Genomic DNA, 23,143 nt, shown 5'->3' with positions numbered 1-23,143 from the left:
TTTATAATTGCTACTAAAATGACTACCCAGATTATTATTGTGCTCGTCCTCACTTTGCTGATCAACCTGATTACTACATTATCTTATGCAGTAAGGATCGTGGGAGTGAGGACAGGAAGAATTGCCATTACCTTTTCATTATTTAATATCCTCGTATTATTATCACGTACTGCTAACACGCTACAGGCGCCACTATTGGCTAAAACGGTGGAGCAGGATCTGAAGTTGCAGGTAGCTTCCAATACGCTCATGTTCAGGTACATTATTTTATCATGTACGGTCGGGTCTGTGCTGGGAGCATTTCTTATTCCTACTTTTCAGCGATTATTGTCCAGGGCGGTAGTACATTTCAGTGTGCATAAGTCGATACCCAGATTATTTTATCTGGGTCTTTCCGGTGCCGGAATGCAGTTTGTGAAGGAGAGTCTGAAAATGCCATCCAGGGATCATTTAGTGGAGTTAACCGCTCAGAAGAGTTTTCCATGGCGTATATTTTTGTATAACCTGCTGGCTACGGCCATACTTACTATTGCGGTGTTGTCCTGTGTATATGCGGCTTATTTGAATCCGGAATACAGAACAACGGCCAGTAATCTCTCCGGGGTTATAAATGGGGTGGCTACTGTATTAATGGCGTTATTTATAGATCCTCATTTATCGATCCTTACGGATGATGTGGTATTGGGTAAGGTAGCAGAGAGTACTTTCCGGAAATATATTTCCTATATGGTTATTGCCAGGATTGGCGGTACATTGTTAGCGCAGATACTCTTCCTGCCTTGTGCACAGCTGATTGCGTTGTTGGCGGAAAAAGTATAGCAGGTACTTATTTTCCTGTAAAGGAATCTACAATGCTGATACTGTTTGGAATTGGTTAACAGTTTTTTCCGTTTTTTTTTGCTTTTTGGGAGATGATTGTTAAGCCCCGAACATTTTTTGCTATTGTTGGTAACCCCCATACAGGCAAAGGAAAAACGACCCAGCAAATCTTTGAAAGGAAAATGTTTTTTCCTTTCAAGCAGCCGATTCAAGCGGCATCATTTGGAGAAGAGCAGTTTGTAATTATCTTTCCCCGCTATCATGGTTCAGATGATTACCTGATGCGTATTAAGACCATCATTCAGTTTCACAGGGAATCTGACACTTCTTTTTGTGTGATTATGAATCTGGTGCCTGGTAATGGTATAAGGGATGTGCAAAACATACTGGCATATTTTAACCAGTCTGGTTTTGACGTTCATTACCTGATACTAAGCAGCAGCTGGTATGATAGAAAGATGATCAGTTCTGCTGATATAGCATTGTTTGAAGAAGCGGTCGAAAATGGAACCGTTCACGTCCTGGACCGGGTGGTAACGAAGTCTTTGCAACGCTTTAATGAAAGAACAGCGGAAGTAAAGGAAGAGATGTTGAAGGTCCTGGAAAGGAAGCGGGTTTATTTTTAATGGAAATGGATGAGTGCACCTTTCCCACCTGAAAGGGTGGGGATTACCGGTATTGGAGAAATCTGTCCGGGAATTGGCAGCTGTAGCGTAACTGTATTGCGGTAGATATTTTATGTTTCCTGGTCTGGCAATTTATCGCCAGACCTGGAAACGAATACTAGTCGATAATGGCTTTTATGTCTTTAGGCTTCAGATTATAACTCAAAGGTGTATACTTTCTATAGGCAACGGTACCCGAATTAATTTCGAGTACGCCTACATACTTATCAGTACTGCTAAGCACATATTCGAATAGATAAAGAGGCGCTGCTTTTTTATCTTTTATAATTTTTATCAGATCACTGCTGGAAATGTATTTATACTTGCCTTTATATCCTTCAAAAAGATCCTGATCTTTTAGTGCTTCTTTACCATTAAATTTATTTCGACTGAATATTAGGTTATCCGGAACATACAATGTTTGATCCTTCAATTGACTCATCAGGTCCTTGTTTTTATAGTTTACATATACGCCGGGGTTATTACCTTTCTCCAGATTTTGTTGTACAAATTTGACATAGGCAAGCATATATGGTAATGTGAAATTGCGTATGGTAGCATATTTATAGAGTCCCTCTACAATATTTGGGGTACGTGAAGCCATAGCCCCCATTTCAGGATATAATTCTATCCGGCATAGATAGTCGTTTTCTATCCAGGTTTTCTTTTTCCTATGGGCAACATGTGGTATAGAAAGTGTGAGATAATAGTGACTGTTGGAATAGGAGATGCTGGATGCGGCGCCTACATGGCCGCCGCGACTCGAAGTAATGAGCCAGTTTAAAGTAAAATAGGCGTATTTCTCTGAATTTTCAGGATAGGAAGACAGTTCACTGTATTTTATTACTTTAATCGGTGTGAGTGTCCAGGTTTCTGCCAGTAATTGCTGATAGTCTTGCAAATAGGAGATTTCATTATCCGGGACGAAAAATATGACAGTTCTGTTTTTCAATTGTTGCAATTGATCGCTGGAAACAGGTGTATTCTTTTTCGGGAAACTACTGTGAACTTTTACTCCTTTGCAACTATGAAGGGCTATCACTAAAAGGGCTGGCAGAAATAATTGCGTGAAACGCTGAATAGGATTAAGATATAACATTTTCATATAATTATACATGCAAATGTATAACTATATATTTAGTTTGGTGTTTATTCCTTATTTCGCGGCGAATTTGCCTGGTCAGGAACATCAGTCATTTTCATCATGAGAGGATTACCTGATAAAAGAAGCAAAATTGTAGCTCAATCCTAACTGAATCTGTAGTGCCTTGCTTTTATCATATATCGGTTTGTACGTAGTTTCTTTTTTATAGAGAGCGTTTAGGAAGTACTGACTGCCCAGCATAATTTCCAGATTTTTTGCCATAGCCATGCGGGCATTCAAATGTACACCATACAGGAATTTTTGTACATCTCCCTTGCTTTCAAAGAAGGCGCCGATTGCTTCCCGGGTATCTACATTGGAAACGACCACATAGTTTGAGTATTTTTTGCCAATCAGATAATTGATAATGGGGCCAGCCTGTAGGGAGAACCGGTCAAATGTTAGTGAAACATTCAATGGACGTGATGTAAGGTAGGTGAACTTTGAATCGCCATACTTCGTTGTTAATTCGCTTAAATCAAAATCATTCTTATAAAGAATAGATTGATAAATGTGGGTATCGTAATCATACCGGATTTGATTTACGCCCAGTGATAGTGAAATCTTCCATCTATCAGACAGCTTCCTCCCGGCTTCCACTTCAAAGTTAAAACCAGCCTGCCGTTTAGTTTTAGAAGTAGCAGTGGTGGCCATGGGAGGGTTGGCGGCATTGGCCACACTTATTACACCCGGAATCGTAAAACCATTCACGATTATAATTTGATTGTCAAAGTTGGGGAGCATACTAAGGTTAGCACTAGCGTTTACTTTCAATTCAATTTTTTGTGCTGCGACGATGGCAGGGATCAGAGCCAGCGCAAATAGGGGCAATAGGGATTTCATTTTTTCTGAAAAGTAATAAAAAACTATGTTTTGGGAAGTTATAAGGGAATTAAAAGCGGGTTAAAAAGAAAGGATACTTTTCAAGATGCCGATGTTTATGAGCATGAAAAAAGAGCATCTTCCGATGACCTGTTTTTTGCGGAAAGGAGCCGGGGAGAAGCCGACGTGCTTTGTGGCGGATCTGGTGGAATTGCCGGATTTATAAGAAGGATAATGATTCCTATATTTGCATATGGATTCAAGTTTGGTCTTTGCCACTATTAATTATTTCAGAGCCGTTTGATATGCCAGATACCCGGTATCTATAAAGCGTTTGAATATGTTCAAGGTGCAATCTTTTCAGCCACACCGGTTGTTACAGGATTATATACTTTCCCACCTAATACTGGAAAGCGATTTCCGGGAAGAAGGTAGCCGGAAGATGACCATACTGCCGCACCTTATTCAAAGCCTGGTATTTAATTTAGGTCCGCCGGATAAGGTTTATGATATTACTAATAAGGAATATGTAGCAGCAGACAGTATTACAGGCCCCAATGATATTGTTTGTGAACGCTGCATTTACGCGGGAATGAAAAACCAGGTGATAAATTTTAAACCAGCTGCCTGGTTTAAGCTCTTCCATATTCCGGCGACAAACTTCACAAACAAAAGCATTGATCTGTCGGTCATTGTCGGTTCTCAAATGCATGAATTAGGGGAGCAGTTAAGGGAATGCAGCAGCGGAGAGCAACAGGTTGTCATCGTGGAAGCATTTCTTATCGGCCAGTTATTGAACGAAAGAAAATATTCGAGAAATCTGAATGAGACGATACGATTGATATATGCAGCAGATGGCAATATTACCATCCGGCAATTGGAATCGGAAACGTATCTTACTAAACGTACTTTAGAAAGAAATTTCCTGGAACAAACAGGGCTTCACCTGAAAACATTTTGTCGCATTGTGCGTTTCCGACGAACGATTGAATACATGGAAAAGGAAAGAAAAATTCAATGGTGTTTATTGGCTAACCGGTTCGGGTATAGCGACCAAACTCATTTTATCAATGAGTTCAGGCATTTCGCGGGATGTTTACCACATGAATATCCTGGTTTCCGCAGCAGCCTGGAGCTGGCGTTGGGGATTTAAATTTTGTCACTTTTATCCGATAGTCCCCGTTTTTATTTTCCTAAATTAGCATCACTTGTAGTTCCCCGTATTAATGCGGTTAAGCAATGATAACATTGGTTGACGAATTGGCCGTATTAATGATGTCGAAAATGCATCTCCTGATATTTTTGACCGTCTTCTTGAAATTCCCACTATCCTTTAATGCTGGTTTCTTGATTGCCTGCTATTAGCAATAGCAGATGTTATAGGTAAATATTCCATTCACCAAAATAGCAATCATATGAGTTATATCGAAAACGAAGCAACCAACCGCCGTGATTTTCTCGGAAAAATCATTGCAGGAGCAACGGTGTTGACCATGCCATCTTTTGTTCCTTTAAACCTGCAGGCGGCATTTCCTCATGAACAAAATATTGGTCTCGAAAACCCCGAAGCATGGGTGAATAAAATCAAGGGCAAACACAAAATGGTACTGGATGTAGTTCGTCCGCACGATATACTGCCTTTTGCCTGGCCTAAAGTATTTTTACTGACCAATGCAGCTACAGGCACACCTGAAAAAGAATGCTGTGTGGTGGTGGTATTGCGTCACGATGCGATTCCATATGCTATGAAAAGTGAGCTATGGGCCAAGTATAAATTTGGAGAGATGTTTAAGGCTGATGATCCTGCTACAAAAGCGCCGGCAGTCAGAAACCCCTTCTGGGAGCCTAAACCGGGAGACTTTAAAGTTCCGGGTGTTGGCGACGTAGCTATCGGAATCAATGAACTGCAGGCCAGTGGCGTATTATTCTGCGTATGTAACATGGCAATAACAGTGTATAGCGCAGTGGTAGCACAAAATATGTCGCTCGACGCTGCCGAGGTCAAGAAAGAATGGATCGAAGGAATCTTACCGGGAATACAGTTAGTGCCTTCCGGCGTGTGGGCTGTAGGCCGCGCTCAGGAAAAGAATTGCGGCTACTGTTTTGCGGGATGAAAAAGATTTTTTCCCGGGCGTTGTGGGGTATAGTATTACTGGGGCTGATCCTGGTTGTTGTTAAAACGTTTTTCAACAATCAGGATCAGCGCGAAAAAAAGGGAATGGCGACGTTGTGGATGGCGCCCGATACAGCTACGATTCCGCATACACCAGATGGTGCAGTGATCCGGTATGGGCGGGATCTTATAGCCCACACTTCCGTATACCTGGGACCCAGAGGAAAAATAGCAATCATCAGCAATGGTATGAACTGTCAGAATTGCCACTTAGAGGCGGGCACCAGGCGCTGGGGAAACAACTTTGGGGGCACGGCATCTACGTACCCAAAATTCAGGGAAAGGAGCGGCACGGTTGAATCGATTGCAAAAAAAGTGAATGATTGTCTGATCCGCAGCCTCAACGGTAATGCTCTCGACAGTAACAGCCGGGAGCTCAGGGCTATCATCGCTTATATACAATGGCTCGGGAAAAATGTACCTAAAGGATACAAACCACCGGGAAGCGGAATAAAAGAAATAGCATACCTGGAAAGAAGGGCAGATACCACAAAAGGGAAGCGGGTATATATGCAGCAATGCAGTAGATGTCATGGAGAGAATGGCGAAGGGAAATTATCTGCAGGTGCTGTTGAGTACGAGTATCCACCTTTGTGGGGAGAGAAAACTTATAATACAGGCGCCGGCATCTACAGGCTATCGAGATTTGCCGGGTATGTAAAAAACAATATGCCGTTTGGCGCCGACTATAGCAAAACATTATTAACGGACGAGGAAGCGTGGGATGTGGCTGCCTTTGTAAATTCACAAATTCGTCCTGTTAAGGAATTTCCTGAAGACTGGCCTGTAGTAAGCACCAAGCCAGCAGATCATCCTTTCGGGCCGTTCAGCGATACCTTTTCTGAGCAACAACATAAATATGGTCCTTTTGGTCCTATTCTACATCTAAGGGAGAAGCAGCACATTAAATAAACTGCGGGCTAATATTTATCATTTCAAGTAACAATATGATCATGAAAAAGCTATTCGTACTTTTTGGATGTTTGCTTGGATATCTCGCGTCCTATGCCCAGGCAGATTACAAGGTAGTATTTGATATTACCAGTAAATCGGTAGAGGATCATAACACGGTGATGCGACAAGTAAACGGTATCCTGAAAGGTAGCCCGGATGCACAGTTGGAGGTGGCCGTTTATGGCGATGCCCTGGATATGGTATTGAAAGATAAATCAAAGATAACACCTGCCCTCACGGAGCTGCTGACCAATAAAAAAGTGAGTATAAAAGTATGTGGTGCTACCATGAAACGAAATAATAAAGACGCCAGTGAATTGATTCCGGGCGTTGAAATTGTACCGGATGCCATTTATGAAATAATCACCAAACAGAGGGAAGGGTGGGGGTATATTAAAGTGGCGCATTGATAAAATGAGATAACGCCCTGCGGAGGTCAGAGCTCCCTGGGCCTAATAAATGCTGACGCCTCTTGTACCTATGTTGGATCAAGTTGAAAACCTGGGGAATAGTGTAAATTTTAATCATACAGTTTAGTCAATCTATAAAGGAAGAATGCTACAGATCTAAGTTCACCGGCCGCCCGAAAGCCTTCATCACGGATATTTTATAAGGAATTTTATCTTCGTTGTCTCTAAATACTTTTTTAAGATATAGTGCATTAAGGCCCTCCATCATTATAGTCAGCATTACGGTTTCATTATGTAGGCTCCGTTGAGCCTATGCTTAGCACCCGCTTAGTACCTATAGTAGCAGTGCAGTAGAGGTGGACTTGATGCGGGGATGAGTTCCGGATGTATAACCGGGATGAAATTGCATCAGCAGATGGAAAGAGGTGAGAACCGGCCATAACAGGGCTGCTTCAGTGCCAGGCTGTAGCTGAGGAAAGAAATATACTATTGAAAGGAAGCAGGTATAAAGGGACTATTCATCAAAATATCTCCGGAGGCAAGATCGCTTTATTCCAGTTGAATGATAGCTGGATATGCGTGTGTGTAGGTAAGTTTGGGAAGCAATTTCGTCCGCTTTGGGTACCTACGTTTATTAGCAGATTTAGGTACCTGTGGCGCTGCCACCGCAATAATATCGGCGGCCATGTATTGTCTGCTGCGCGATGGGCCATCTTTGTACATCGCTCTTACCTGGAAAACCACTACCAGTGAACCTTCTCCGGGTACCTCCAGCGAAACATTTGTTTCCTGGAAAGTGGTATCGGTGTCTATCATTAGCATAACTGTTTCGCTACCCATCACCTGGCGTGATATAAAATCGATACGCGTAGCGATCACTTTTACTTCGAGGGCAGTAATACCTTTATACCCATCGATGGTTTGTGCGGGAATATTTAATATCCCGTTACTCAAGAGGCGGGGAGCCACCGGAAAGAAACGATCTACGCCGGTAGGCTGATTGAAGCGGAAGCCTGTCAGCGCCTCGTGATGATCGCCGGCAGCAATGAGTAGCTTATTGAGCCGATTGATGTGGGCGCCGTCACAATGGATATCCAGGTGGCTGTAAAAAGCATGACGGATAAAAGCACCTTTCCTGCTGGCGATACCAAAGCGCCGGGATGCGCGGCGGGTAGCAGCCGTTTGCTGCACGCTTTCGGGCATGGAGCGCAGGAAGTAGTTGCCATTGCGCTTATACCCAATGAGAGAACCGAGTTTTCCCGTAAAGGGAATGATAGACATTTGTTTTGCCATGAGAGATTATTTTGATTACTATAAATATAACATAATCCGGGGAACCAGTTTTCGGGGCAGATTGAAGATTATCTAAAGCCAGTGTATTGCTTATTGTATAATATTCAAGGATAATTCGATGGGGATTTGAGAATGGCAAACGCGAGTGTATTGGCCTTTAGAGAATATTGAAAAAGATATTCTCCAGGTTGAAACCTTGATCCAATAAAATGTAAGGAGGTCAGAGCTCCCTGGACATTATAAATGCTGAAGCCCAGTTGTGCCTACGTTTACGGGCATAAAAAAAGGCCATCTTCCGATGACCTTTTTTCTGTGGTGTGAGCCGGGATCGAACCGGCGACACAAGGATTTTCAGTCCTTTGCTCTACCAACTGAGCTACCGCACCATCCTTTTTTGTTGCCCTCTCTCGTGAGGGGATTGCAAAAGTAATACAATCTTTTGAATTGCAAAATATTTTTTCAAAAAATTTATAAAATCACTTTTTCGTGCAGAATACCGCTCCACAATTCATGCCGCCAAAACAGCGACTGTTGGGCGTATTCACCGGCCTCCCGCCATTTATTTTCATCTGCTCCACAAAGTTCGTTGACCATTTGCATCGCCAGTTGACTATGGTGATCGCCATCTACTTCTATGTGTCTTTCGAGATAATAAATGAAGGTATCGAGCTTGCCAGGAAACTTCTGATCCAGGTCTTTTACCAATGCCAAGAACATATCAGGAATAAGATCTTCGCGGCCGAAAGTAAATACTGCTGCCATGATATGTGCCTTACCGGTAGCAACCACATCAAAAGTAAAGCCTAAAAAGCCCTTTACAGCCTTAGGAAGGGACGATTTTTCCAAAATGCTTTGGATAGACTTCCCGGCTTTTACATCGGCTATAATCGTCTTTATATTGCCGATATCGGCACCTGCCTGTTGCATGGCCTGCTCGTACAGTTCAAAGTGGCTGCAGCGGTTACCTGCTTTATCCACATCACTTTCTTCGCCGGTTACAATTTCATTGATGAGATACCGGGTGGCCGCATTGCCAACGGGCACCCAGGGAACGTTTACACAGGTAAGCTGTTGTTGTAATCCTTTGAGTAGCGACATGAAATCCCAAACGGCATAAACATGGTACTGCATAAAGGTACGTACGTCTTCCAGTGTTTGCAGCTCCGCATATAACGGGTGCTCCACTACTTTCTGCCTGTTGGAGGCAATGGTTTCCTGTATTTGTTTGATACTCATTTTGTATGCTTTGATACTGATAAAAAACGGCTTAGTTGCCGTATACTACCAGGAATTTAATACGCATCAGTTTCAGCTGTTCCAGCGTATAATCGTTTTCAATCAGCTCTTCTCTTGCCAATGCCAGGCTGGAGGTTTCACAACCTTTGAAGTACTCCATGATTTCATCCTGGGCATAGTCATCCAGCTCTTCATCCAGGCAATAGTCGATGTTTAATTTGGTACCACTGGCAACAATGGTTTCCATTTCATCGAGTAATTGTGAAAGGGAGAGTTCTTTATTTTTGGCGATGGTTTCCAGCGGTATTTTCTTATCGATGTTCTGGATAATAAATACTTTCATACCGCTTTTGTTCACCACGCTTTTCATGACAAAGTCGTCCGGTTTGGTGATGTTGTTTTCTTCTACATACCTGGTGATGACATCCACAAACTGCTTACCATAACGAACCGCTTTACCTTTACTTACGCCCTGGATCTTTTCCAGTTCCTGAACGGTGGTAGGGTATTGGGTGGCCATGTCTTCCAGGGAAGTTTCCAGGAAGATAACGAAAGGAGGGAGGTTCTTTTCTTTCGCCACTTTTTTACGCAGTTCTTTCAGCATTTCAACTAATGCAGGATCTGCGGAGGCCTGTGCTTCTGCTGCTGCTTCATCTTCATCATCCATGGCGTCTGCATCAAATTGATGATTCAGGGCCACCATAATGGAATATGGTTTTTTGAGGAATTGGGTGCCTTTGTCAGTGACTTTCAGCAGGCCATATTCTTCTATATCTTTTTCTATCAGTCCCTCCAGCATCATCTGACGCATCAGGGAATTCCAGAAATGTGCATCATCTTCTTTGCCTTCTCCAAACACTTCCAGCTGATCGTGGCGGTAGGTGTTGATCTGAGGGCTTGTTTTGCCGGTGATGATGTTGATCACGTATTCGCTGCCGAAACGTTCTTCGAGCGCGCGAATGGCTTTCAGCATGATCACTACCCGGTTTTTCACTTCTATTTTTTCTTTGGGATTGCGGCAGTTATCGCATTGACCGCAGTTTTCCGTTTCGAAGTGTTCTCCGAAGTAGTGGAGAATCACCCGGCGGCGGCATACCGCGCTTTCAGCATAGGCTACGGTTTCGTTGATGAGTTGTGCGCCCATTTCACGTTCGCTGAGCGATTTATCCCGCATCAGGTGTTCCAGTTTCTGCACATCCTTGTGGGAGTAATAGCAGATACAGATACCTTCCAGTCCGTCTCTGCCGGCGCGGCCGGTTTCCTGGTAATAGTTTTCCAGGCTCTTTGGAATATTGTAGTGGATTACGAAGCGTACATCCGGCTTGTCTATCCCCATACCAAAGGCGATGGTGGCTACAATCACTTCTGTATCTTCATGGAGGAACATGTCCTGACGCTGGGCCCTGGTAGTAGGGTCCAGGCCTGCATGATACGCCACTGCTTTTATGCCGTTGGCGACCAGCATATCTGCCAGTTCTTCTGTGGTTTTACGGTTGAGCGTGTAGATAATACCGCTTTTACCTTTATGTGAGTGAATAAACTTAACGATATCCTTATTGGTTTGCTCCTTTTTACGTTTGGTCCTGATTTCATAATACAGGTTTGGACGGTTAAAGGAAGAAATAAAGATGCTGGCTTTATTCAGGGCCAGGTTCTTTACAATATCGCTCTGTACCTTAGGGGTAGCAGTAGCGGTAAGCGCGATGATAGGCAGGTTATCGCTGATCTGGTCTATCATTTCCTTCAAACGGCGGTATTCCGGTCTGAAATCGTGTCCCCATTCAGAAATACAGTGTGCCTCATCTACGGCAATAAAGGAAATCTCCAGTTCCTTGAAGAAATCCAGGTTTTCCTGTTTAGTGAGCGTTTCGGGTGCCACATATAACAGCTTGGTTTTGCCCGCTGTCAGATCTGCCCGCACTTTTTTTATCTGCGCCTTGGATAAGGTGGAGTTTAAAAAGTGGGCCACATTGTCTTTACTGCTGTAGCCTCTTACCAGATCTACCTGATTTTTCATCAGGGCAATAAGTGGTGACACAATCAGCGCACAACCTGGACTCATTAACGCCGGTAGTTGGTAGCATAGTGATTTACCTCCACCAGTTGGCATTATAACAAAAGTATCTTTGCCTGAGAGGATGCTATTTATAATTTTTTCCTGATTTCCTTTAAAGGAATCGAACCCGAAGTGTTCGCGTAATGCATCCATCAAACGTTCCTTAACAACAGCCATTGCATTCAAATTTTAACTCTAAAGAACCAACAAATGACGAAATAATTTTATATGTTTTTTAGGGGACACGAAGTTACTTAAAAAAGCGCGGAGTATCAATATAAATTACATAACAGCACCAGTGCTGACTAAAAAATGATAAATTTGTAATTCGTCATGAAAAGGAATCAAACTATCAATATAGGAGACGTAGCCAAACGCACAATTGCCATGGAGGCATCAGCTATTAATGATTTGCAACAGTTTATAGATGCAGATTTTGAGAAAGTTGTTGAAAAGATCGCGCAATGTGAAGGACGGCTGGTAGTAACCGGCATCGGTAAAAGTGCCATTATTGCCCAAAAAATAGTGGCCACATTTAATTCTACCGGCACCCCCGCACTTTTCATGCACGCAGCGGATGCGATTCATGGAGATCTGGGGATGATCAGAGAGGAAGATATCGTAATGTGTATCTCAAAAAGCGGTACTTCTGCTGAAATAAAGGTACTGGTTCCCCTTGTGAAGAATTTTGGCAACATACTCGTCGCCATGGTGGGGAATACAAGCTCGTTTTTAGCCCAGGAAGCCGATTTTGTACTCAACACCACTGTTAGTCAGGAAGCCTGCCCTAATAACCTCGCACCCACCACCAGCACCACTGCACAGTTGGCAATGGGAGACGCACTGGCGGTATGCCTGATAGAATGGCACGGATTTACGGCTGCTGACTTTGCAAAATTCCATCCCGGTGGGGCCCTGGGAAAGAAGTTGTATCTTAAAGTAGGGGATCTCAGCAAACAACATCAATCCCCACAGGTACTGCTAAACAGCTCCTTAAGAGAAGTAATTGTGGAAATATCCTCCAAAATGCTGGGGGTAACCGCAGTGGTGGATGAAAAAGGATTATTAAAAGGCATTATTACAGATGGTGACCTGCGCAGAATGCTGGAGAAAGATGTTCCTACAGCAGCTGTAACGGCCAAAGATATAATGTCGCTGCACCCAAAAATGATTCAGCAGGATCAGCTGGCTATCAACGCACTTGAAATGATGCGTCAGCACGATATAACCCAACTGCTGGTAATGGACGGAGAGCGATATCAAGGTATTATTCACTTACATGATTTAATCAGAGAAGGAATTATTTAGAAATGACACAGCTGAACAGCCATTTTTATGTGGCAATAATGGCAGKGGGTATAGGCAGCCGCTTCTGGCCCCACAGCCGCACAGACAATCCCAAGCAGTTCCTGGACATCCTGAACACAGGGAAAACCCTGCTCCAATGGACTTATGAACGCTTCGCGCAGTTCATCCCAAAGGAAAATATTTTTGTGGTTACCCATCACCAGTATAACAGCAAGGTGAGCGATCAGTTACCTGAATTGCCTGCTGCCAATATTGTGAGTGAACCTTCCCGCAAAAATACAGCTCCATGCGTTGCTTATATCTCCCATAAAATCCATAAACAGGACCCGCTGGCCAATATCATTTGTGCCCCGGCAGATCACCTGATCATGGATGGACCTGCTTTTACCAACGCATGCCTCAACGCACTGCTGTTTGTACAAAAAAACAGTGCCCTGCTAACATTGGGTATTAAACCCACCAGACCCGATACCGGCTATGGCTACATTCAGTTTGAACCTCAACAGGTGTCCGACAATGTATACCAGGTAAAAACATTCACAGAAAAACCTAACCTGGAACTGGCTAAAACCTTCCTCCAGAGTGGCGATTTCCTCTGGAATGCCGGCATCTTTGTATGGAATGTGAAAACGATCCTGGCAGCATTTAAACAATACCTGCCAGAAATAGATGAACTGTTTGAACAGGCTACACCAGCACTCAATACCCCACAGGAGAAAGAAGTGATGGAAAAGGTATACCCACAGTGTACCAACATCTCTATCGACTATGGTATCATGGAAAAAGCCAGTAACGTTTATGTCATCCCCTCCAACTTCGGATGGAGCGACCTCGGTACCTGGGCTTCCGCTTACGAAAACCTGGAAAAAGATTATCTGGGCAACGCGGTTCAGGGCAAAAACGTAGTGGTAATAGATGCTACCAAGTGTATGGTAAAAGTACCCAACGATAAACTGGTACTGCTGCAGGGACTGGATGAGTTCATCGTAATAGATACTAACGATGTATTACTCATCTGTAAAAAAGAAAATGAACAACAGATCAAAGAATATGTAGGAGAAATAAAACGCAATAAAGGCGAAAAATTCCTCTAAAGTTTTTCATTTTTTTGATATTGAAATTTAGATATTTAGCTGCTGAAAGCAACTTGCTTTGCTACTAAATGCCTAAATTTCAATATCAAAAAAAATATAAATGGTCTCTAAACTGCCCAATGTAGGCACTACTATATTTACCGTCATGTCCGCATTGGCGGCCACCCACAAAGCCATTAACCTCTCCCAGGGATTTCCGGATTACGATTGCAGCGATGAGCTGAAAGCGATGGTGAATGAAGCCATGCAACAAGGCCATAACCAGTATGCCCCCATGCCGGGACTGATGCCACTCAGATCCGCCATCGCAGAAAAAATCAGTCACCTTTACCAGCAATCCGTTAACCCGGATACGGAAATCACCATTACCCCGGGAGGTACTTACGCCATCTTCACCGCTATTGCTACGTGTATTCATCCCGGTGATGAAGTGATCATTTTTGAACCTGCATACGACAGCTATATTCCCARCGTATTGGTAAACGGGGGCATACCTATCCTGATATCGCTTTCATTTCCTGATTACCGTATTAACTGGGCGGAAGTACGCAGCAAGATAACTCCCAGCACAAAAATGATTATGCTGAACACCCCGCATAATCCTACCGGAAGTATTTTACAGGAAAACGATATACAGGAGCTGGAAAAGCTGGTGGCAGAATTTAACCTACTGGTATTATCTGATGAAGTATATGAACACCTGATATTTGACGGTGCCACCCATCATAGCATTTTGCGTTACCCGGCTATTTACCGCAACAGTTTTGTTACTTTTTCCTTTGGCAAAGTATTTCATAATACCGGCTGGAAAATGGGCTACTGTGTGGCACCGGAGCACCTGATGAAAGAGTATAGAAAAGTGCATCAATATCTCTGCTTCTCTGTAAATACCCCCATGCAATATGGCCTGGCCAAATTCCTGGAAACACCTTCGCACTACCTGGAGCTGCCGGCGTTTTACCAGCAAAAAAGAGATTATTTTCTACAACTGATGAAAGATACCCGGTTTACTCCGCTATCCAGCGAGGGAAGCTATTTCCAGCTGATGAAGTACGACCGGATTTCGGAAGAAGGAGATAAAGATTTTGCGATCCGCATGACCAAAGAATTTGGTGTAGCGGTGATCCCGGTATCAGCATTTTACCAGGACGGAAAAGATGATCATGTGATCCGTTTTTGTTTTGCTAAAAAGCAGGCCACACTTGAACAGGCTGCTGCAAAACTCCTGCACATATAAAGCCCCGGGGCTGCAAATAAAAAAAGGAGGCTGTTAATAACTGTTTGATCAATTGCCTTTAAATAAATTGATCAAACGGGTTATTAATGCCTCCCTCTTTTTTATGAAAAAGCAAATTTATTCCCGGCAATAAAAGGCGTTTTATTAAACGGCCACGGCTGCTGCTGGTTCAGCGGGTCTGYTGTTTTCCAGGATAAGCGTGTTCTCCTTGAAGCTCACGATACCAGTTTCTACATCATACACTGCCCCGATGATGCCAACTTCTCCTTTCTGGATCATTTCACGCAGAATATTGCTTTGTTCCATAATGGCCTGTACAGAACGTTCTACGTGTATATTGTTTACCGCCTCCACAAACTTACTGTTATGTGAATTACGGTCGTTTTTTACTGTTTTTTCTGCAAAAACGGCGGGTGCTATTTTATTCAGTAATCCGGTGAGGTTGCCCATTTCTATAGCATCGCAGGCTCCTTTAATGGCGCCACATTTGGTATGGCCTAATACCACTATGAATTTTGAACCGGCTACTTTGCAGGCATATTCGAGGCTACCGAGTACGTTATCTGAAATAACGCCACCGGCTAAACGAATGCTGAAGATATCGCCCAGTCCCTGGTCAAAAACCAGTTCTGCGGAAGTACGGGAGTCCATGCAGCTTACAATAGCCGCCATGGGCCACTGTCCGTCAGAGGTATCATTCACCATCTGCAGCAGGTTACGGTTCAGGCGAAGGTTATCTACAAACCGGCTGTTGCCGGCTTTCAGTAATTCTAAAGCCTTTTTAGGTGTTATATTGGATTGAGATATTTTATTGAGTGTTTTCATGATTGTCATTTTTTAAAATTGAAAAAACATGAACGGATAAAAGCATGGTGTTCCGTTTACATTTGAATCGGCGCGGAGGCGTATGCCCCGGATATTAGTTTAACTGCAATTCTTTCAGCAACTCTTTATGGTTACCGGAAGAAATCGTGTGTACCTGAGGAGACGTCAGCCTGGATTGCTCTTCGGCTGTGAGATCGGGTGTATTTTGAATATTATACACCGTTTTAAACCCCGTCAGGATTACTTTGATATTTTTTTGTGGTGCTTTGATGTCTTTGAATTCGCGAATGGTTTGCAGTACATCAAAATCTATATACGCTGTTTTGTGTGCATCTATAACCAGCGTGATATTATCGGGCATATGATCCAGGGTGAGCAGGATGCTGGCTTTATTCAGGAAAGAAACTTCCTGGGCCAGTTCCAGACGGATGCTGTCGCCGCTATGGTATTTTTCCTTGCGGAAATAATAGGAGCTTTTCATATTACCACGTAAAATGGCCAGTACGCTTACAACCATACCGAGTGCAATACCGATCAGCAGATCAGTAAACACAATCGCCACAACAGTAACCGCAAATGGCACCCACTGGTATTTACCGTTTTTAAACATCTCTTTAAAGATGGAGATCTTGCACAATTTATACCCGGTTACGAGCAATACTGCGGCGAGTGTAGCCAGCGGAATTTTATTTAATACTACGGGAATCAGCGCAGCACAAATCAAGAGTAATGCACCATGTATCATGGTAGACATTTTTGTTTTACCACCAGCGTTGATGTTGGCGCTGGAGCGAACGATCACAGAAGTGATAGGCAAGCCACCAATTAAACCGCTCACGATATTACCAATACCCTGGGCTTTCAGCTCACGGTTAGGAGAGGTGTAGCGTTTCATTGGATCCAGTTTATCGGTTGCTTCCACATTCAGTAATGTTTCTACAGAGGCTACAATCGCAATGGTTACCCCGATAATCCACACTTCTTTATTAGTGATAGCGTTGAAGTTGGGGAAGGTGAACTGGTTTACGAAATCACCAARGCTGGCAGGTACCGGTAGGGATACCAGGTGATTAGATCCCAGTGCCAGCAGCTCGCTGCCGGAAAATGCTATATTCAGCAAAATGCCGGTAATTACTGCTACCAGCGGCGCTGGCACTACATTGAGTTTCGGGATCTTGCTCCAGTACAGAATAATGAAAATGGATATAATGGTAATCAGTGTTGCACCAATGCTGATATGATTAACAGCAGAAAGCAGGGCACTGAAAGTATTGTCGCCATCTACCTGGAAAAAGGTAAAGTCACCTTCTGTGTTGGCATCATAGCCAAAAGCATGGGGCAATTGTTTCAGTATAATAATAATACCAATGGCCGTAAGCATCCCTGTGATAACATTGGAAGGGAAGTAGTTGGCTACTGTACCGGCTTTTATCAGACCCAGTATCAGTTGAAGCACTCCGGCAATAACCACAGCGAGCAGGAATACGTCGAACGCGCCTAACTTGGTAATTGCTACCAGTACTACTGCAGTAAGACCGGCCGCAGGGCCGCTTACACTCAATTGCGAGCCGCTCAGGAAGCCGATGACCAGGCCACCCACGATACCGGAAATCATACCGGCAAACAGGGGTGCTCCAGAGGCCAGTGCTATGCCAAGGCACAGTGGCACCGCAATGAGGAAAACAACAAGGCCGGCAGAGAAGTCGCCTTTTATATTAGAGAATAATGATGTTTGCTTGTTCATAAAATAAGCTTTTCCGTTAAGGGATCGCATTTCCGGATAGCAGCATTTGCCGCAACCGTGGAAACAATCAGATAGAATAACACTACCGTTGGGGACTCGATACACGTATCACGATAACGGATACACGAATTCCAGGTAGTAATTGAATGAATAAATAAAAAGAATAGAAAAATCAGCGGTTGTGATTACAACTGCTTTGCGAATTATGCGATATGCATATTGGGAGGGGGGGCGTGTATTTCCTGAGCAGGGTTGCTTGGAATATCTTCCATTAAATGATATTGTAGAATACCAATAATGAGCAGTGGGTTAAATTGAACTTCATCAAACTGCTTGCAGAATTTCAGTTCCTTGGCAATTTTGATATGATCTCCACCACAATCAACAGGATGCTCTTCCACAATCTGATTATTAAACAGCAGTTTCCCTACTTCCTTGATTGGAAGTAATTGAGACACCATTAGTGCCAAAAGGAATATGCCGATAATTTTCTTCATGTGTATTTTACGCTTGTACAAATGTAATTGAGGGAAAGCACAAATTGCGATTTGTAGCCATTAAAAAAATGTTAAAGCAATTTAACACTAAAAACGCTTATTTCAACCAAATTTCCATTTATCCCTATTAAATGCCGTTCATCACTTTTGTCGCTATCGGCTCTATTATTGTTTTTTTAGGAAGATGCTTAGCTGTATTGCTTTTTACTCCTTTTTCGGGTAACCTTCTAAACAAGTTATTTTGCTTTCTATGGTATTCGGCATTGCATAGTAGTAAATATTCCCTACTTTTGTATCGTACAATTGAAATAATAGCTATTACAACTATAACTGATCAGAAACCACCATTAAGAAAAAAAACTAAAGCTCACTTGCCATGAACATTGATAACACACAATCGCAGATGAGGAAGGGAGTGCTGGAGTTTTGCATATTGTCCATCATTAAGCAAGGGGAAGCTTACCCGTCAGATATCATCGAAAAGATGAAAGAAGCGAAGCTGGATATCCTGGAGGGCACCCTTTATCCTTTATTAACAAGATTGAAAAATGCAGAGCTACTCACGTATCGCTGGGTAGAAAGCAGTTCAGGTCCTCCAAGAAAATATTTTTCCATGACAGATAAAGGGGAGGCCTTTTATCAGGAACTGGAAAGCACCTGGAACGAACTGGCTAATGCAGTGCATCAACTAACACAAAGCAGTACCCCTCTGTAAGAGAAGACTTACCTAAAACCTAAATGAACTAGTAATGAAAAAGATAATCAATATAAACCTGTCGGGCCGACTTATCCCCATCGAGGATAGTGCGTACGAGATACTTAGCCAGTATCTGGGTAGCCTGAAGAAATATTTTTCGAAAGAGGAAGGTGGTGATGAAATTGTGTCTGACATTGAAAGCCGTATTGCCGAAGTTTTCCATGATATACTGAAGAAAGGCGCACATTGCATTACAGACGCAGACGTAACCGCGGTAAAAGCTTCCATGGGCACACCAGAGCAATTTGATGATGCTTCCGGAGAAGGAACTAAACAACAACAAAGAGATGACGCTTCAGACGCAGGATATATACCTCGTCCCCGCAAGCGTCTGTACCGCGATCCGGAAAACAAAGTACTGAGTGGTGTATGTAGCGGTTTGGGTGCTTATTTTAATATTGATCCGGTGATCTTCCGCATCATCTTCGCCCTGCTGGCCATCGGTGGTTTTGGTACCGGTATCCTCGTATACTTCATTCTCTGGATAGCTACTCCGTCTGCTGATACCGCAGCGGAGAAGCTGGAGATGAGAGGCGAAAGAGTAGATCTGAATAATATCAGATCTACCATCCAGGATGAGTTAAATCATATGAAAGGCCAGGTGAAAAATGTAGGAGAAGATATCCGAAATTTTTCGCAGGGCCGCGGCAAGCAAGTAGGTAGTGATATTGAACGCTTTTTTGTGAACCTGGCAAGTGGATTAGGTAAAGTGTTGGTAGCCGTTACCAAGGGGTTCTTTTATTTCTTTGCTGTAGTAATGCTGATCTGCCTCATCGTGGTAGGAATAGCTATGGCAGTATCTTCCGCGGCCCTTTTCCCCTTGAAAGATCTTTTCCTCAGTGGTGCTCAGAACTTCTTCATATGGCCAGCCATCGGCTTACTGATTGGTATTCCGATTGTGGCACTGGTTATATTTATTATCCGTAAACTCACAGGTGTAAGAGAAACAAACCGTTATGCCGGCTACACTTTGATGTTCCTTTGGTTGCTCGGACTGGCTTTTGCAGCCATAGTGGTATCCTCAGTAGTGAAAGACTTCAGAAGACCCGCTACAGAAACGGAAACAATAGCCATTCAACAGCCATCTAAGGGTAAACTGATCCTGAAAAAGGCACCCGGTGGTATCCTGACGGAAGGAGATGATGATATGCATTTCGGTTTCTTCGATGACCATTTGCTGGTAGCCGATGATACTGTGCTCATTAACTACATCCGAATAAGAGTGGAAAAAAGCCCGAACGACAGCTTTGGCGTAGAAGTGTCCCGCTTTTCAAGAGGCCGCAACGTACAACAGGCCAAAGAACTGGCACATGATATCGCATTCCGTTTGAATCAGAACGACTCTATCCTGTACCTGCCGGAAGGATTCTCCCTGTCTCCGCATTCTAAATACCGCGGCCAGCGTGTTACGGTAACCATCAGAGTACCGGTAGGCAAGAACATAGAAATAGATCGCGAAGTATATCGCAACTATTCCTTCAGCCGGTATAGCTCTGATGATGATAACTGGGATAACGATGACTATAATAATGACGGTGAAGGTCCGCTTAATCTGAAAATGACACCAGATGGTACGAATGACCTCAACGAACCTAAGCCAGCCCCTCAAAAAGAGCACAATGACTCCACAGGAGAAGGATATCGTTACAAAGGCCCATCTGCTCAAAATGCAGTCAAAGCAGTCAAAAAGACCCCGGCATTAGACGGAAGCGTTTCTTTCCTGGCCTTTCTGATGGTGAATAAATACAACAGCTAATAGCATCATTGCTCAATTATAAATCAAGTGAAGTGAAAACGCCGCCATGTTTTCACTTCACTTTTTTTTAACATACCCTTTCCGAGATTTTCCCGATCGGATCATTCATCCCTATGATTAATGTTTAACTTTGCCTATTCAGCACATAATATTAAATAATAGGATAAGATAAGGAATGCAGGCTCCCATAAACATCGCGCTGGTAGGAAATCCGAATAGTGGTAAAAGTTCCCTTTTTAATGCGCTCACCGGCTTAAACCAGAAGGTGGGCAATTTCCCGGGAGTAACGGTAGATAAGAAAACCGGAACAGCTCAGATAGTACCTGGCGTCACCGCCAATATCATTGACCTGCCCGGAACCTATAGCCTGTACCCCAAAAGCGCAGACGAATATGTGACCTATGATGTGCTGATTAATCAGAACAGCAATGATACCCCCCGCCTGGTTATTATAGTGGCGGATGCTTCCAACCTGAAACGTAATCTCCTCTTTTGCTCCCAGATCATCGATCTTAAGATTCCAGTTATCATTGGCCTGACCATGATGGACATTGCACGCAAAAAAGGAGTGGAAATAGATCTGGACGGACTGGAAAGAGAATTAGGCGTACCTGTAGTGGCCATTAATCCACGTAAGAATAAAGGCGTTACAGAAATTAAAAAAGTAATAGACCTGGCTATACGTTCACAATACAGAACGCCGCCCAGAGATTTTATCAATAACAGCGCACTGGCCAGAGAGGTGATTGAAGAAGTGAAGAAAGCTGCACCCGCCTGTAAAAGCGATTACGGCGCTTTACATATAGCCGTGAACGTAGATGAACTGTCATTTATCAACAGTAGTGAGAAACGGGCCATCAAAAATGCACTGCAAACATACCAGTTCAATAAAACCAAGATACAGGCAGAAGAAATTATGCAACGATATGCCCGCATCAAGCATATCATGAAGGCAACGGTAGTGGAAAATGATCCGCTGCAAAAACAATTGCGTTCAGAAAAAATTGATGACCTGTTGCTGCATCGTTTCTGGGGATACGCCATTTTACTGGGGGTGATGTTCCTCCTGTTTCAGAGCATTTTCTGGCTGGCTTCTTATCCAATGGACTGGATTGAAGGCAGTTTTGGCGCGCTGAGTGGATGGTTAAGCAGTACGCTACCCGATAATAAAGTCACCGACTTCTTCATAAATGGTATACTGGCGGGTATCAGCGGTTTTGCCGTATTTATCCCCCAGATCATGATCCTCTTTGGGCTGATCACCATCCTGGAAGATACCGGCTACATGGCCCGTATCAGCTTTTTAACCGATCGCTTAATGCGACAGGTAGGATTGAATGGTAAGTCTGTAATGCCGCTGATCAGTGGTGTGGCTTGTGCGGTGCCGGCAATTATGGCTACGCGTACCATTGAAAATAAAAAAGAACGGCTCATCACCATCATGGTGACACCATTAATGAGTTGCTCTGCCAGGTTGCCTATTTACACCATGATGATTGCGCTGGTTATTCCGGACAAACGTGTGTTTGGTATTCTCGGCTTACAAGGCCTTATCATGATGGGATTATATCTGCTGGGCTTCTTCATGGCCATCTTTATTGCTGCTGTCATGAAGTTGTTTGTGCGCATTAAGGAGAAAAGTTATTTTATCATGGAATTGCCGGTGTACCGCTCACCACGTTGGGCAAACGTTGGTACCACCATGGTAGAAAAAGCAAAAATATTTGTTAGAGATGCCGGTAAAGTGATTGTAGTCATATCCGTGATCTTATGGTTCCTGGCCTCTTATGGCCCCGCCAGCAGAATGCAGCCGGTACACCAGAAATACGAACAATTATTATCCAAGGTAGCTCCGGACTCAAAGGAAGCCACCATATTGAATAAAGAATTCCAATCGGCCAGGTTATCTAACTCTTATGCGGGAGTATTGGGTCATGCTATTGAACCGGCCATCCGCCCCCTGGGTTTTGATTGGAAAATAGGCATTGCACTGATCACCTCTTTCGCCGCCCGTGAAGTATTTGTAGGCACCATGGCTACTCTTTACAGTGTGGGAGAAGATCCCGAAAATAATAATGCCACATTGCGCGAGAAGCTGTCTTCCGCCACCTGGCCTGACGGAGCGCCTGTATATACGCTGGCTTCCGGGTTGTCGTTAATGCTTTTCTATGCATTTGCGATGCAGTGTATGAGCACCATGGCGATTGTTAAACGGGAAACGAAATCGTGGAAATACCCCGTGATACAGCTTGTATACATGACTGCACTGGCCTATGTTTGCAGTTTCATCATCTTTAATATCTTCAAATAATATCTTGTACATTGCATTTATAGTTAATCGTAAATGCATTGT

At 43.5% G+C, this 23,143-nt stretch carries 21 protein-coding genes and 1 tRNA gene; 13 read left to right on the top strand and 9 right to left on the bottom strand.

What is annotated here, in order from left to right; all coding sequences use genetic code 11:
- Positions 1-18 precede the first annotated feature (18 nt).
- Positions 19-819 (top strand): lipid II flippase Amj family protein, encoded by an 801-nt coding sequence (locus tag AC1DP6_RS03505; RefSeq protein WP_477053592.1) that lies wholly within the window; start codon positions 19-21, stop codon positions 817-819.
- 182 nt (positions 820-1,001) lie between these two features.
- Positions 1,002-1,445 carry a hypothetical protein gene (locus tag AC1DP6_RS03500; protein WP_477053591.1) on the top strand — a complete coding sequence of 148 codons (444 nt, stop codon included), beginning with the start codon at positions 1,002-1,004 and terminating at the stop codon, positions 1,443-1,445.
- A gap of 157 nt (positions 1,446-1,602) precedes the next feature.
- Here the strand turns inward: AC1DP6_RS03500 and AC1DP6_RS03495 are convergent, their stop codons facing one another.
- Complete coding sequence (locus AC1DP6_RS03495) at positions 1,603-2,583, bottom strand: hypothetical protein (protein WP_477053590.1); 981 nt, start codon at positions 2,581-2,583, stop codon at positions 1,603-1,605.
- Positions 2,584-2,697: 114 nt separating this feature from the next.
- Positions 2,698-3,471, bottom strand: a complete 774-nt coding sequence (locus AC1DP6_RS03490; protein WP_477053589.1) for an outer membrane beta-barrel protein — start codon at positions 3,469-3,471, stop codon at positions 2,698-2,700.
- Positions 3,472-3,501: 30 nt separating this feature from the next.
- On the opposite strand from AC1DP6_RS03490, the gene AC1DP6_RS03485 reads away from it, so the two are divergent.
- The 5 genes from AC1DP6_RS03485 to AC1DP6_RS03465 all read left to right on the top strand — a co-directional run bounded on the left by AC1DP6_RS03485 (position 3,502) and on the right by AC1DP6_RS03465 (position 6,987).
- On the top strand, positions 3,502-3,735 hold the full coding sequence (locus AC1DP6_RS03485) for a hypothetical protein (protein WP_477053588.1): 234 nt from the start codon (positions 3,502-3,504) through the stop codon (positions 3,733-3,735).
- Positions 3,736-3,790: 55 nt separating this feature from the next.
- Positions 3,791-4,603, top strand: a complete 813-nt coding sequence (locus tag AC1DP6_RS03480) for a helix-turn-helix domain-containing protein (protein WP_477053587.1) — start codon at positions 3,791-3,793, stop codon at positions 4,601-4,603.
- Positions 4,604-4,865: 262 nt separating this feature from the next.
- Positions 4,866-5,564: a hypothetical protein gene (locus AC1DP6_RS03475; RefSeq protein WP_477053586.1), complete on the top strand. Its 699-nt coding sequence runs from the start codon at positions 4,866-4,868 to the stop codon at positions 5,562-5,564.
- Positions 5,561-6,535 (top strand): c-type cytochrome, encoded by a 975-nt coding sequence (locus AC1DP6_RS03470; RefSeq protein WP_477053585.1) that lies wholly within the window; start codon positions 5,561-5,563, stop codon positions 6,533-6,535. The genes AC1DP6_RS03475 and AC1DP6_RS03470 overlap by 4 nt, the downstream gene beginning before the upstream one ends.
- 41 nt (positions 6,536-6,576) lie before the next feature.
- Positions 6,577-6,987: a DsrE family protein gene (locus AC1DP6_RS03465; RefSeq protein ID WP_477053584.1), complete on the top strand. Its 411-nt coding sequence runs from the start codon at positions 6,577-6,579 to the stop codon at positions 6,985-6,987.
- A 549-nt stretch (positions 6,988-7,536) separates the two neighbouring features.
- On the opposite strand, the gene AC1DP6_RS03460 is transcribed toward AC1DP6_RS03465, so the two are convergent.
- From AC1DP6_RS03460 to recQ, 4 genes are all read right to left on the bottom strand, one after another.
- Positions 7,537-8,280 (bottom strand): hypothetical protein, encoded by a 744-nt coding sequence (locus AC1DP6_RS03460; protein WP_477053583.1) that lies wholly within the window; start codon positions 8,278-8,280, stop codon positions 7,537-7,539.
- Between the two features lie 313 nt (positions 8,281-8,593).
- Positions 8,594-8,666, bottom strand: a tRNA-Phe gene (locus tag AC1DP6_RS03455).
- A gap of 82 nt (positions 8,667-8,748) precedes the next feature.
- Complete coding sequence (locus AC1DP6_RS03450) at positions 8,749-9,516, bottom strand: DUF3050 domain-containing protein (RefSeq protein WP_477053582.1); 768 nt, start codon at positions 9,514-9,516, stop codon at positions 8,749-8,751.
- 31 nt (positions 9,517-9,547) lie between these two features.
- Positions 9,548-11,749 carry a DNA helicase RecQ gene (gene recQ, locus AC1DP6_RS03445; RefSeq protein ID WP_441578150.1) on the bottom strand — a complete coding sequence of 734 codons (2,202 nt, stop codon included), beginning with the start codon at positions 11,747-11,749 and terminating at the stop codon, positions 9,548-9,550.
- 156 nt (positions 11,750-11,905) lie between these two features.
- On the opposite strand from recQ, the gene AC1DP6_RS03440 reads away from it, so the two are divergent.
- The 3 genes from AC1DP6_RS03440 (at position 11,906) to AC1DP6_RS03430 (ending at position 15,211) form a co-directional block, all read left to right on the top strand.
- A complete protein-coding gene (locus AC1DP6_RS03440) occupies positions 11,906-12,880 on the top strand; it encodes a KpsF/GutQ family sugar-phosphate isomerase (protein ID WP_477053581.1) in 975 nt (324 codons plus the stop codon).
- Between the two features lie 38 nt (positions 12,881-12,918).
- Positions 12,919-13,974, top strand: coding sequence for a mannose-1-phosphate guanylyltransferase (locus AC1DP6_RS03435; RefSeq protein ID WP_477053580.1), 1,056 nt, complete (start codon positions 12,919-12,921; stop codon positions 13,972-13,974).
- Between the two features lie 100 nt (positions 13,975-14,074).
- A complete protein-coding gene (locus tag AC1DP6_RS03430; protein ID WP_477053579.1) occupies positions 14,075-15,211 on the top strand; it encodes a methionine aminotransferase in 1,137 nt (378 codons plus the stop codon).
- 144 nt (positions 15,212-15,355) lie between these two features.
- On the opposite strand, the gene AC1DP6_RS03425 is transcribed toward AC1DP6_RS03430, so the two are convergent.
- From AC1DP6_RS03425 to AC1DP6_RS03415, 3 genes are all read right to left on the bottom strand, one after another.
- Entirely contained in the window at positions 15,356-16,036 is a 681-nt protein-coding gene (locus AC1DP6_RS03425; protein ID WP_477053578.1) for a carbonic anhydrase family protein, read from the bottom strand.
- 94 nt (positions 16,037-16,130) lie between these two features.
- Complete coding sequence (locus tag AC1DP6_RS03420) at positions 16,131-17,780, bottom strand: SulP family inorganic anion transporter (RefSeq protein ID WP_477053577.1); 1,650 nt, start codon at positions 17,778-17,780, stop codon at positions 16,131-16,133.
- A 203-nt stretch (positions 17,781-17,983) separates the two neighbouring features.
- Positions 17,984-18,277: a hypothetical protein gene (locus AC1DP6_RS03415; RefSeq protein WP_441578145.1), complete on the bottom strand. Its 294-nt coding sequence runs from the start codon at positions 18,275-18,277 to the stop codon at positions 17,984-17,986.
- 376 nt (positions 18,278-18,653) lie between these two features.
- Here AC1DP6_RS03415 and AC1DP6_RS03410 point away from each other — a divergent pair, with 376 nt between their 5' ends.
- From AC1DP6_RS03410 to feoB, 3 genes are all read left to right on the top strand, one after another.
- Complete coding sequence (locus AC1DP6_RS03410; RefSeq protein ID WP_441578144.1) at positions 18,654-18,992, top strand: PadR family transcriptional regulator; 339 nt, start codon at positions 18,654-18,656, stop codon at positions 18,990-18,992.
- A gap of 34 nt (positions 18,993-19,026) precedes the next feature.
- Entirely contained in the window at positions 19,027-20,790 is a 1,764-nt protein-coding gene (locus AC1DP6_RS03405) for a PspC domain-containing protein (protein ID WP_477053576.1), read from the top strand.
- Between the two features lie 175 nt (positions 20,791-20,965).
- A complete protein-coding gene (gene feoB, locus AC1DP6_RS03400; protein ID WP_477053575.1) occupies positions 20,966-23,101 on the top strand; it encodes a ferrous iron transport protein B in 2,136 nt (711 codons plus the stop codon).
- Positions 23,102-23,143 lie beyond the last annotated feature (42 nt).

Source organism: Chitinophaga sp. 01L420, from assembly GCF_056399985.1.
Note: the sequence above shows the minus strand (reverse complement) of the source record. Positions and strands in the feature narration are given on the sequence as shown.

Bases quoted from the DNA above. Each gene is read 5' to 3' on its own strand.
- AC1DP6_RS03505 (WP_477053592.1), top strand. From the start codon at position 19: ATGACTACCCAGATTATTATTGTGCTCGTCCTCACTTTGCTGATCAAC.
- AC1DP6_RS03500 (WP_477053591.1), top strand. From the start codon at position 1,002: ATGTTTTTTCCTTTCAAGCAGCCGATTCAAGCGGCATCATTTGGAGAA.
- AC1DP6_RS03495 (WP_477053590.1), bottom strand. From the start codon at position 2,583: ATGTTATATCTTAATCCTATTCAGCGTTTCACGCAATTATTTCTGCCA.
- AC1DP6_RS03490 (WP_477053589.1), bottom strand. From the start codon at position 3,471: ATGAAATCCCTATTGCCCCTATTTGCGCTGGCTCTGATCCCTGCCATC.
- AC1DP6_RS03480 (WP_477053587.1), top strand. From the start codon at position 3,791: ATGTTCAAGGTGCAATCTTTTCAGCCACACCGGTTGTTACAGGATTAT.
- AC1DP6_RS03475 (WP_477053586.1), top strand. From the start codon at position 4,866: ATGAGTTATATCGAAAACGAAGCAACCAACCGCCGTGATTTTCTCGGA.
- AC1DP6_RS03470 (WP_477053585.1), top strand. From the start codon at position 5,561: ATGAAAAAGATTTTTTCCCGGGCGTTGTGGGGTATAGTATTACTGGGG.
- AC1DP6_RS03465 (WP_477053584.1), top strand. From the start codon at position 6,577: ATGAAAAAGCTATTCGTACTTTTTGGATGTTTGCTTGGATATCTCGCG.
- AC1DP6_RS03460 (WP_477053583.1), bottom strand. From the start codon at position 8,280: ATGGCAAAACAAATGTCTATCATTCCCTTTACGGGAAAACTCGGTTCT.
- AC1DP6_RS03450 (WP_477053582.1), bottom strand. From the start codon at position 9,516: ATGAGTATCAAACAAATACAGGAAACCATTGCCTCCAACAGGCAGAAA.
- recQ (WP_441578150.1), bottom strand. From the start codon at position 11,749: ATGGCTGTTGTTAAGGAACGTTTGATGGATGCATTACGCGAACACTTC.
- AC1DP6_RS03440 (WP_477053581.1), top strand. From the start codon at position 11,906: ATGAAAAGGAATCAAACTATCAATATAGGAGACGTAGCCAAACGCACA.
- AC1DP6_RS03415 (WP_441578145.1), bottom strand. From the start codon at position 18,277: ATGAAGAAAATTATCGGCATATTCCTTTTGGCACTAATGGTGTCTCAA.
- AC1DP6_RS03410 (WP_441578144.1), top strand. From the start codon at position 18,654: ATGAACATTGATAACACACAATCGCAGATGAGGAAGGGAGTGCTGGAG.
- AC1DP6_RS03405 (WP_477053576.1), top strand. From the start codon at position 19,027: ATGAAAAAGATAATCAATATAAACCTGTCGGGCCGACTTATCCCCATC.
- feoB (WP_477053575.1), top strand. From the start codon at position 20,966: ATGCAGGCTCCCATAAACATCGCGCTGGTAGGAAATCCGAATAGTGGT.